This window comes from Acidimicrobiia bacterium (assembly GCA_018057765.1).
GTDB lineage: Bacteria > Actinomycetota > Acidimicrobiia > IMCC26256 > JAGPDB01 > JAGPDB01.
Genome location: JAGPDB010000007.1, coordinates 61,692 through 70,746, shown reverse-complemented (window position 1 = coordinate 70,746; position 9,055 = coordinate 61,692). Strand labels below are relative to the sequence as shown.

Here is a 9,055-nt window from a genome sequence, read left to right as displayed (position 1 = left end):
CTTCTTCAATCAAGTCTGCAAGACGTTTGCGTTCTCCTAACATGCCACGAGCTTGGGCGCCTTCTTCAATTGATTTTGCTAGTTTTACTTCGTCTTCTTTTGACAATAAAGGATATTGTCCAATATCAGTAAGATATAAACGGACTAGATCCTCTTCTTCTTTGTCAGTAAATTTTGCCACTTTAGTACTCCCTTTTGTCTAGTTTTACTAGATCACCCTTAGAAATTGTTAATTTCTATCCCGTCTAAGATACCTTGTTTTATCTTGCGTAAAATCCGTAGATCTAATAAATTTGAACACAGCAAACTAGAATTCTATTCAGGTGTTTTTCCTGGTTGATTGCTTGTTTGTCGCTGGCATTTATTACCGCAAGGCTTAAAGTGCCTTAGAACGTTAATATACGACGGTACTTGAAAAAAAGCAAGCTATTTGTTACTATTTTTTAATTTCAGTAACATAGCATTTCGAATTGAATATTGCGAAATGCTTCTACCAGGAATTATGTACTTTACCACTTGGCAGAGATAGGGATACGCCGTCCTAGTCCAAAGTTATAATGAGTCAATCGTGTACCAACTGGTGATTGTTTACGTTTAAATTCTGAGTTTTTAATCAACTTAACAATGCGATTGACATTTACCTCATTATGGCCCATAGCGATTATCTCTTCAATTGATTTGGTGTGTTCTATATACGAAACAAGTATTGTGTCCAAGGTTTCGTACGAAGGCAAAGAGTCGGTGTCTTTTTGATTAGGACGTAACTCTGCAGTTGGTTCACGGTCTATTATTTCATTTGGTATTGGATTGGCTAAATTATACTCATCAACAGAATTTCTATAGTTACTAACTTTAAAGACCTCAGTTTTATATAAATCTTTAATTGGAGCATAAGCACCTACTGTGTCACCATATAATGTGCAATAGCCCACAGCTAGCTCAGATTTATTCCCCGTTGCTAATGGTAACCATCCTCGAGAGTTGGAATACATCATTAGTGTAAGCCCACGCAAGCGAGATTGAACATTTTCACTTACTATACTTTCTAAATTATCTAAACCAAAAGTATCACTTGCAGCTAAATACATTTTTTCAATAGATAAAGTTTCATATGAAATACCAATATTCTTAGCAAATTTTTCAGCAAAAATATTTGAATCGTCACTAGTAAATTTTGATGGAATCAATACACCATGAACACGATCCGCACCTAATGCGTCAACGGCCATAGTAGCTACTAGCGCAGAATCTATACCTCCGCTGAGGCCGATTACAACATGTCCGCTATTATTTGAAATTGCATTTATAAATTGGTTCAAGCCATAAACACAAGCATCATAGGCATTTCCGGCATCAAAACAATGGAGATGTTCAGTAGAAGCAGTCAACGCAATCTTTCCACTAGGAATTATTGGCGGATCGCTAGGATCGATTTCAATTTCCGAAATCGCCATATCTGCTTCAAAATATTTTAGTTGAGTGATAATATCTCCATTTTTATCAACACTGAATGATCCGCCGTCAAAAACAACTTCATCACATGCGCTGACCATGTTTACATAAACAATTGGAATATTATATTTTTTAGCAAAACCACCTATAGTACTATGACGATCAGCTTCCTTACCATGAACAAATGGAGAAGCATTTGAAACAACAATGATTTGAGCCCCTTTATTTACTAGGTCTCTTGTTGTATCTTCAATCCAGATATCATGACAGATACAAATACCCACACGAATACCATTAACCAAAATAGGTTCGCTAGATTCTATAGCTCTACCAAACCAGCGTGTCTCATCAAAAACACTTTCGTTGGGTAAATACTTTTTAACAACTCTACTTATAGGAATACTTTCGCTTAAACCTACAATCGTCACATAATTTAATAGCAATGATTCATCGACAACTTTTCCACTTAAAGATTCATAATCAGAAAGCAAAATTTTATCTGTCACTAATTTATAGTCGCCAAAACTAGAATAATTACCAAAAATTAGTCCAGTATCGTTTGCGGATTTAATAATTTCGACTTGTTCAATTAAATCAACTTCTGCAGAACTTACTAGTGATTGCACATCATTACGATTCATTAAATCGCATAGAGAATATCCCGTGAGACTAAGTTCAGGACCGATGACAAGATCGCAACCTTGCTCATTGCCAGATTTATAACAATCAACTAATTGATTTACATTATGATTTATTGTACTTTCATCGATCCCAACCTGAACGTGGGTTTGAGCAAGTGCAATTTTGATAGTTTTAGTATTAGTCACTCATATATTTTACTTTATATACTCAAGAAACCAAGATGGGAAACTAGCTTATAGTATTAATTCTTGATCCTAAACAAAGCATCCTTTATTTCTATATGTCATAGTACATATCGAATTCCCAAGGGTGGGGGCGCAAACGAACTGCAACACTATCAGCCATTTTTTGCTTAATCCACTCATCAATAACTTCTTTGGTAAACACATTACCTTTAAGAAGAAAATCGTGATCGGCTTTTAATGCATCAAGGGCACCTTCTAATGATGAAGGCACTACTTTTATACCCTTTAGTTGCTCCTCACTAGCTTCAAATAGATCAAAGTCAGCAGGTTCTGGTGGCATTAACTCACGTTCAATACCATCAAGGCCAGCCATCAACAAAGCCGAAAATGCCAAATAAGGATTAGCACTAGGATCAGGTGTCCTATATTCAATACGTGTCGCAACAGCAGTTGCGCGCACAAGTGGAATGCGTATTGCGGCAGAACGATTTTTTTGTGAATAAACCAAATTTATTGGTGCCTCGTATCCAGGTGTCAAACGGCGATAAGAATTAGTAGTTGGATTTGTAAAAGCACAAAGCGCTTCGCCGTGTTCAATAATACCAGCAATGTAATGTAGAGCCATTTTGCTTAATGAAGCATATCCATCTGGATCATAAAATAAATTCGTTCCATCTTTCCATAATGATTGATGAACGTGCATACCTGAACCATTGTCACCAAAAATAGGTTTTGGCATAAACGTTACGGTGTAGCCAGCATCATGTGCAGTATTTTTTACAATATATTTATAGAGTTGAACTTTGTCTGCCATTTGAAATAATGAATCATATTTCATATCAATTTCACACTGTCCAGCAGTTCCAACTTCACTATGTTGGACTTCACATTGAATACCTACTTTTTCTAAATTCGCAAACATTTCTGAACGCAAATCATGAAAATGGTCACCTGGAGGACTTACAAAATATGCGCCTTTAACACGAGGTTTATAGCCGAGGTTAGGGCCGCCATCTTCTTCGGTTTTTCTGCCCCTGTTCCATCCACCTACAATAGAATCAACCTCATAATGAGCGGCGTTCTCAGTAGAATTAAAATTAATAGAATCAAAGATAAAGAACTCTGCTTCGGGGCCGAAATTTGCAATATCAGCAATACCAGTTGAGGCTAAATATCTTTCAGCTTTTGTTGCGATTGTACGTGTATCTTTATCGTATGGATCAAGTGTAATAGGTTTATGCACAGTTGCATTAATAAGAACAGTTGCTCGAGCACGAAAAGGATCAAGCGTTACACAATTTGGGTCAGGTTTAATAGCTAAATCACTCTCATCGACTGTTTGAAAACCTCTGACAGAACTACCATCGAATGGAAGACCTAATTTAAACGCATCTTCATTAAAGTCTCTCGCTGCAATTGTGAAATGCAACATGTACCCAACCATGTCACAAAAACGTAAATCAACAAACTCAATTTCATGTTTTTTGATGAGATCAATAATTTCTTTAGCAGTGCTTGCATAAGAAAATGGATTACCAATTTCGCCGACTAGATCTTTTGAATTTTCTGACAGTGCCATTAATTATTGCCCTTCATTATTGGTTTATATACCAGAAGCAATTCGCTTTCGAATCGACTATTTCAACTATCTAATTCAAAGTGCCCTCATCATTATATACAAATATCTTAGAAAATTTTGGTTATATAGAATTAATTTGTGTTAAATATTATCTTCAATGATTAGCACAAATTGGGATTTCTAATATTCCGCTCAACTCTCGTTAAAAAGTGCCGATTATTAAATTAGGGCAAAAACAGGAGGTTGGGGATATGAAATATCTTTTTATATTAGTATTTGGATTTGGAATGGTCGCAGGGATCTGGACAACAGGACAGTCGGTATCTTTCCACAATGTAGTAGCACAAGAATGCAGCGTAAAGAATGATTCTCAAATAGTGTTTTTAGGGAATTTAAAAGTCAGCAATCCATTAGGTGGAATAACTTGTAATAAAGAAACTTTAAATAAAGCTTCTAAAACAATTGACAAAGCTTCAGAAACTTTAGATGTTGGTTTAGATAAGATTAATGAAACTTTGGACAAAACAAATGCCAATTTAGAATCACCAGGTGGCGGTTTGTATTCACAGGATGACTTTAATTTTACTAAATAATCATCAATATAATTATCAAATAAAATTAATTTAAACTTCTAAATACTATTACTATATATGTATTGTTAGCTAAATGAGTTTCCGCAACCACATGATTTTGAAACATTTGGATTGTTTATTGCAAAGCCGGCACCTTGAAGACCATCTTTATAGTCAAGAGTTGCACCTACTAGATATGGAGCTGAAGCAGGATCTATCGCAACTTGAATTCCACCTTGTTCAGTGATGATATCATCATCCGCTTTGTCTCCATCGAAAAACATCTCGTAACTCAAGCCTGAACATCCACCGGGTCGTACACTGACTCTTAAAAAAAGACCTTCATCTTCTTCCTGTGAAATCAACTCAGCAACTTTGCTAGCTGCAACATCGCTAACAATGATTGCATTAGATGTAGGAATTGCCTTCTCTGATGATTCTGAAGTATCTGCTTGTGTAGTAGTCACGTTTTCCCTTTCTTAGGATATGCTTACATTCTACCTTATATATCAAGGAATTGGAATATCGACCTTACACATTTGTTCTACTTAGTGATAAGCAGAGCAAACGTGTGTAAGCTATAAAACAACCAATAATTAGGAAATATTCCCGAAAAAACGATATGGATACAATAATATGTCAATAAGTGACAATAAATCGTCTGGTTTGGACCCAGAATTAGTTGCAATATTAAGAGGCGTTATCGATCCTGAGTTGAATAATAATATCGTTGACTTGGGTATGGTAAAAAACGCGATAATTGATGGTGATGGTGTTGCACAAATTACAGTTGCTTTAACCACTTCTGGTTGTCCACTCCGTAGCCAGATCAAAACTGATGTACAACGAAAGATTTCTTCTAATAAAAATATCGAAGAGGTAAAAGTAACTTTCGGTGAATTGAACGCGCAAGAAAAAAGAACGTTAATGGATAGTGCAAGAAAAAATGCAAGAGAAAATGCAATCGAAACAGCCGTGAGTTCATCTACTCGTGTTATAGCAATTGCTAGTGGCAAAGGCGGAGTTGGTAAATCTTCAATAACTGCAAACTTGGCAAGTGCAATTGCTGATTTAGGATTCAAAGTTGGAGTACTAGACGCTGATATTTGGGGATTTAGCCAAGGGACAATGCTTGGTGTAGCAGGCAGGCTTGAAGGAACCGCTGGAAAAATTGATCCACATCTAAAAGTAATCGGAAAACAAGGTGGAGAATTAAAGATAGTTTCAATGGGATTCCTAATTGACGACGAGCAAAGCGCATTAATGTGGCGCGGCTTAATTTTGGCAAAAGCTGTTGAACAATTTTTAGTAGATGTTAATTGGGGTGAGTTAGATTACCTTTTTATTGATATGCCTCCAGGCACTGGTGATATTCAAATGGCAGTATCTCGTTTGATTCCTCAGAGCGAAATGTTAGTAGTTACAACTCCTGCTCGGGGAGCTCAAACTGTGGCTGCACGTGTTGGCGATATGGCACAAAGAAGTTATATGCCAATACTTGGTGTTGTAGAAAACATGAGCTACTTTGTTTCACCTAGTGGTGAAAAGTTTGAGATATTTGGAAATGGTGGCGGTTCTCGCTTAGCTAAACGCCTAGCAACAACTTTACTTGCCCAAATTCCTTTGGAACCTGGAGTGACTGAAGCAAATAGTGCTGGTGTCCCTATTGTTATATCCGATATTGAGTTAGAAAATAAATCACCAGCTGCAATAGCCATGAGAGATCTCGCAAAAAATATTGTCGATAATATATGTCCTCCTATTGAAATGGCAGGGTGTACATCAATAAAACAAGCTATATTCAAACAAATGAAGGAATCTAAAGCTCAGGTGTAATAGCTGGAGTTTTATTCACTGATCCCATTGCTTGGACTGTACTAACTGGTTCAGAAACTAGATAGGTATTCTGCGTAATATCATAGCCATTAAAAGTAGTTCTATTGCCAGGCGTATCAGCAACTTCAACTTGTGTTAAAGATTTTCTTAATGCACTTAAGTATGCATACAATAATGGTCTATTCGTTGCTGAGCCACCTGAGTGGCCATCTATGACTATTGCTAGTTTACGTCCTTGTTCTTGTGCAATTCTGTTTGCGTATGACGAAAACTCACTGACAAAGCTATCGATATCTACGGAATGTGTATCAGACTCTAGTGGATTTAAACCCCTAATAATTAATAGTGGTGTACCGTCTAGCGCTTCACCTTCTATTAATAGTGCTGCACCAGCAAATCTTCTTTTTGCAGGTACGTTTAAATCCTTAACTATTAGTACAGCTGTAAAATTATCGAAGCCATCAAATTTATGGCCATCATATGTAGCCCAACATGTATCTGCTATTTGACCTGACAATTCTTTTAAAGGACCGTGAACTGGAATAAGCGAATAATTTTGTTTTCTAACTTCAACAGCATCCGGATCAGTTGCTAATAATCTTGCTTTTTCTTGCAACTTTATTTGTGATCTAATGAAATCGCTCAAAAAACCAACTTCTGTAATCTTCTTTAACGATTTCTCATTCAAATTTGCAATAAAGTTATCTTTCCAAGTCTCTTCTCTTACAGTTTGTTCTAGCAGCGCTGTCAATCGTGTTATCTGATTTAAATCAGTTATCGATTTACTTCTAGTATTAATAATGTCAGTTATATCGATATTTGGATTTTGTAATAATGTACTGGCTATTAATAGTGACCTTAAATGTTGTTTAAATTCTTTATGTTGACTAAGCACTTGTATATTTTCATAAAATTTACCTAATCGCCATAAACTTTGTGTCGTCATTTTTTCTAATTGCTCTATTTTCGAATTAAGGCTATCTAATGACTTAGTTCTTGACGGGTCAGTATCTTTTAGATTTGCCCTTAGAGTACCAATTTTTTGTTGGGCAATTCGTTCGATTTCAAGAAAAAATTCATTTGCTTTTTCTACGTCTAATGCTTTCCCATCTTTTGTAAGTAACTCTGATGCAACTTGAACTTCTCTTATTGTTCGCACATACGATTCTTCTGCTTCTTGCGATAATTCCAGTTTATCTGGTTTTATAAATTCTCCATTAGCATCAATTTTCTTTATATCTCTATCAACTTTTACAACTTCAATTTCACCCACTGGATATTGGGAGACAACTGTTATGGCATTTAATGACCTCCTAACTTGATATTCTGATGTATTACCATATGTTGTTTTTGTTCGAACTGCGGGTAAAAAGAGTTTCATAGCCGCATCATTTGTGAGTATGTCTTGTGGGATCTCGCCTCTAAAGATCCGTTCATAAAAAGTATGAGTCAGATTAGTTAGTTGATCTATACCCTCTGTGCCTGTTTTATCTACTCCAAATTCTCTAAAAGTTTCAGGTACTTCATGATCTAGTAATAATTCTTTGACTAGATATAATATGTCGGCGTCTGCATTTTCACCAAAAATATCCAGACAAGTTTTCAAATAGTCAGGCACAAATAAATACGGACTTCGTTCTAAGAAATTAAAATCACTCAAAGGGTTTTTAATCACAATTTCATTAGAAATAGCAGATATTATCGCTATTCCAACAGTATCAAAGAGATTCTTTGCAAATCTTTTGCCATTATTTCTAACCTCTACAGTACTCAAAAATTTATACTGTTCATCTGAAATTTCACCAAGTTTATCTTCCAGGATCTTGACAATTGCTGCGTTTAACCGATTACCTACTATTGTTGCAGCCAGTCCGACGATATTAGGAAGTTTGATTTTACTGAGTGATATTCGGCGAGAATCTGGTATCATCTTTAACCCATGACGCAGTTCTTCGATTATCTCCATAATATAATCTGATCTACCTAAAGCTTTAGATATTCGATCAAAATCAGTTATATTAAATATCTCAATACGACCAAGAAACCACACGGCAGAACCTTGATTTATTATAATTTCCGCTATTGCGTCATGATCTACAAAGCTCCTAATATCACGTTCAAAGTCAGGCAATCCTAATGATTGAATACCTTGGCTTTCTGTGTCTTCATTCGCAAAGTATAAACTTTCAAACACCTGTGATGACAGGTTAGAAAACATCCCGATATTCCTATGTAGGTCTTCCTTATGCCCACTTTCTATTAAGGCAATGGCTATTTCATCATCCGAGCAATCTTGGAATGAGTTTTTATACTTTAAAACGGTAGCAACACTAATAGCGATAAATTTCTTAAGTGTTGGCAGATTAAGATTATATAGGTGTGATAGACATTGAATTGTATATTCATCGTAGCCATGAGCAGACATGAAATCTATAAACTTTTGATGCTCTAATCCGACATAAGCGAAAAACGCAGAATGAAAATAACGATATGCTTTATCTCTTATTATTTCTGCTTTTAGATACCCAGCGATTTCAGCATGATAAGCTTCATCGAATTTTGAGATATTAACAAATACACTTGCGGCACCTGTACCACCATGTTCAATCAAATATTTTGCGACTGATACATCAAGAATTGAACATTGCTCATAAATATAACTATAGCTTTCTTCGCCAAAACCAGGGTTAGCCACAAGTTTTTCGATCATTTCTCTCTGATCGGGTGGCTGTTGATCTAATAAGTATCTTAGATCAACAGCAAATTTGGTTTCCACAATCAGACTCCCA

7 protein-coding genes are annotated in these 9,055 nt (G+C 35.9%); 2 read left to right on the top strand and 5 right to left on the bottom strand.

Annotated features, from left to right (window positions below; translation table 11 throughout):
* From KBF89_03910 to glnA, 3 genes are all read right to left on the bottom strand, one after another.
* On the bottom strand, positions 1–181 hold a 181-nt coding region (locus tag KBF89_03910), incomplete at its 3' end, for a hypothetical protein (GenBank protein MBP9115466.1).
* A 328-nt stretch (positions 182–509) separates the two neighbouring features.
* Positions 510–2,279 carry an NAD+ synthase gene (locus KBF89_03905; GenBank protein ID MBP9115465.1) on the bottom strand — a complete coding sequence of 590 codons (1,770 nt, stop codon included), beginning with the start codon at positions 2,277–2,279 and terminating at the stop codon, positions 510–512.
* Between the two features lie 91 nt (positions 2,280–2,370).
* Entirely contained in the window at positions 2,371–3,858 is a 1,488-nt protein-coding gene (glnA, locus tag KBF89_03900) for a type I glutamate--ammonia ligase (GenBank protein ID MBP9115464.1), read from the bottom strand.
* A 251-nt stretch (positions 3,859–4,109) separates the two neighbouring features.
* Between glnA and KBF89_03895 the strand changes: the two genes are divergently transcribed.
* The gene (locus KBF89_03895; GenBank protein ID MBP9115463.1) at positions 4,110–4,451 is read left to right on the top strand and encodes a hypothetical protein; all 342 of its coding nucleotides are present in this window, start codon (positions 4,110–4,112) and stop codon (positions 4,449–4,451) included.
* A 65-nt stretch (positions 4,452–4,516) separates the two neighbouring features.
* Here the strand turns inward: KBF89_03895 and erpA are convergent, their stop codons facing one another.
* Positions 4,517–4,897 carry an iron-sulfur cluster insertion protein ErpA gene (gene erpA / locus KBF89_03890; GenBank protein MBP9115462.1) on the bottom strand — a complete coding sequence of 127 codons (381 nt, stop codon included), beginning with the start codon at positions 4,895–4,897 and terminating at the stop codon, positions 4,517–4,519.
* Positions 4,898–5,066: 169 nt separating this feature from the next.
* Between erpA and KBF89_03885 the strand changes: the two genes are divergently transcribed.
* Complete coding sequence (locus tag KBF89_03885) at positions 5,067–6,266, top strand: Mrp/NBP35 family ATP-binding protein (protein MBP9115461.1); 1,200 nt, start codon at positions 5,067–5,069, stop codon at positions 6,264–6,266.
* On the opposite strand, the gene KBF89_03880 is transcribed toward KBF89_03885, so the two are convergent.
* Positions 6,250–9,042, bottom strand: a complete 2,793-nt coding sequence (locus tag KBF89_03880; GenBank protein ID MBP9115460.1) for a hypothetical protein — start codon at positions 9,040–9,042, stop codon at positions 6,250–6,252. The genes KBF89_03885 and KBF89_03880 overlap by 17 nt on opposite strands.
* Positions 9,043–9,055 lie beyond the last annotated feature (13 nt).

What these genes read in the sequence shown, in the direction of transcription:
- glnA (MBP9115464.1), bottom strand. Translation starts at nt 3,858, where the DNA reads ATGGCACTGTCAGAAAATTCAAAAGATCTAGTCGGCGAAATTGGTAAT.
- KBF89_03885 (MBP9115461.1), top strand. Translation starts at nt 5,067, where the DNA reads ATGTCAATAAGTGACAATAAATCGTCTGGTTTGGACCCAGAATTAGTT.
- KBF89_03895 (MBP9115463.1), top strand. Translation starts at nt 4,110, where the DNA reads ATGAAATATCTTTTTATATTAGTATTTGGATTTGGAATGGTCGCAGGG.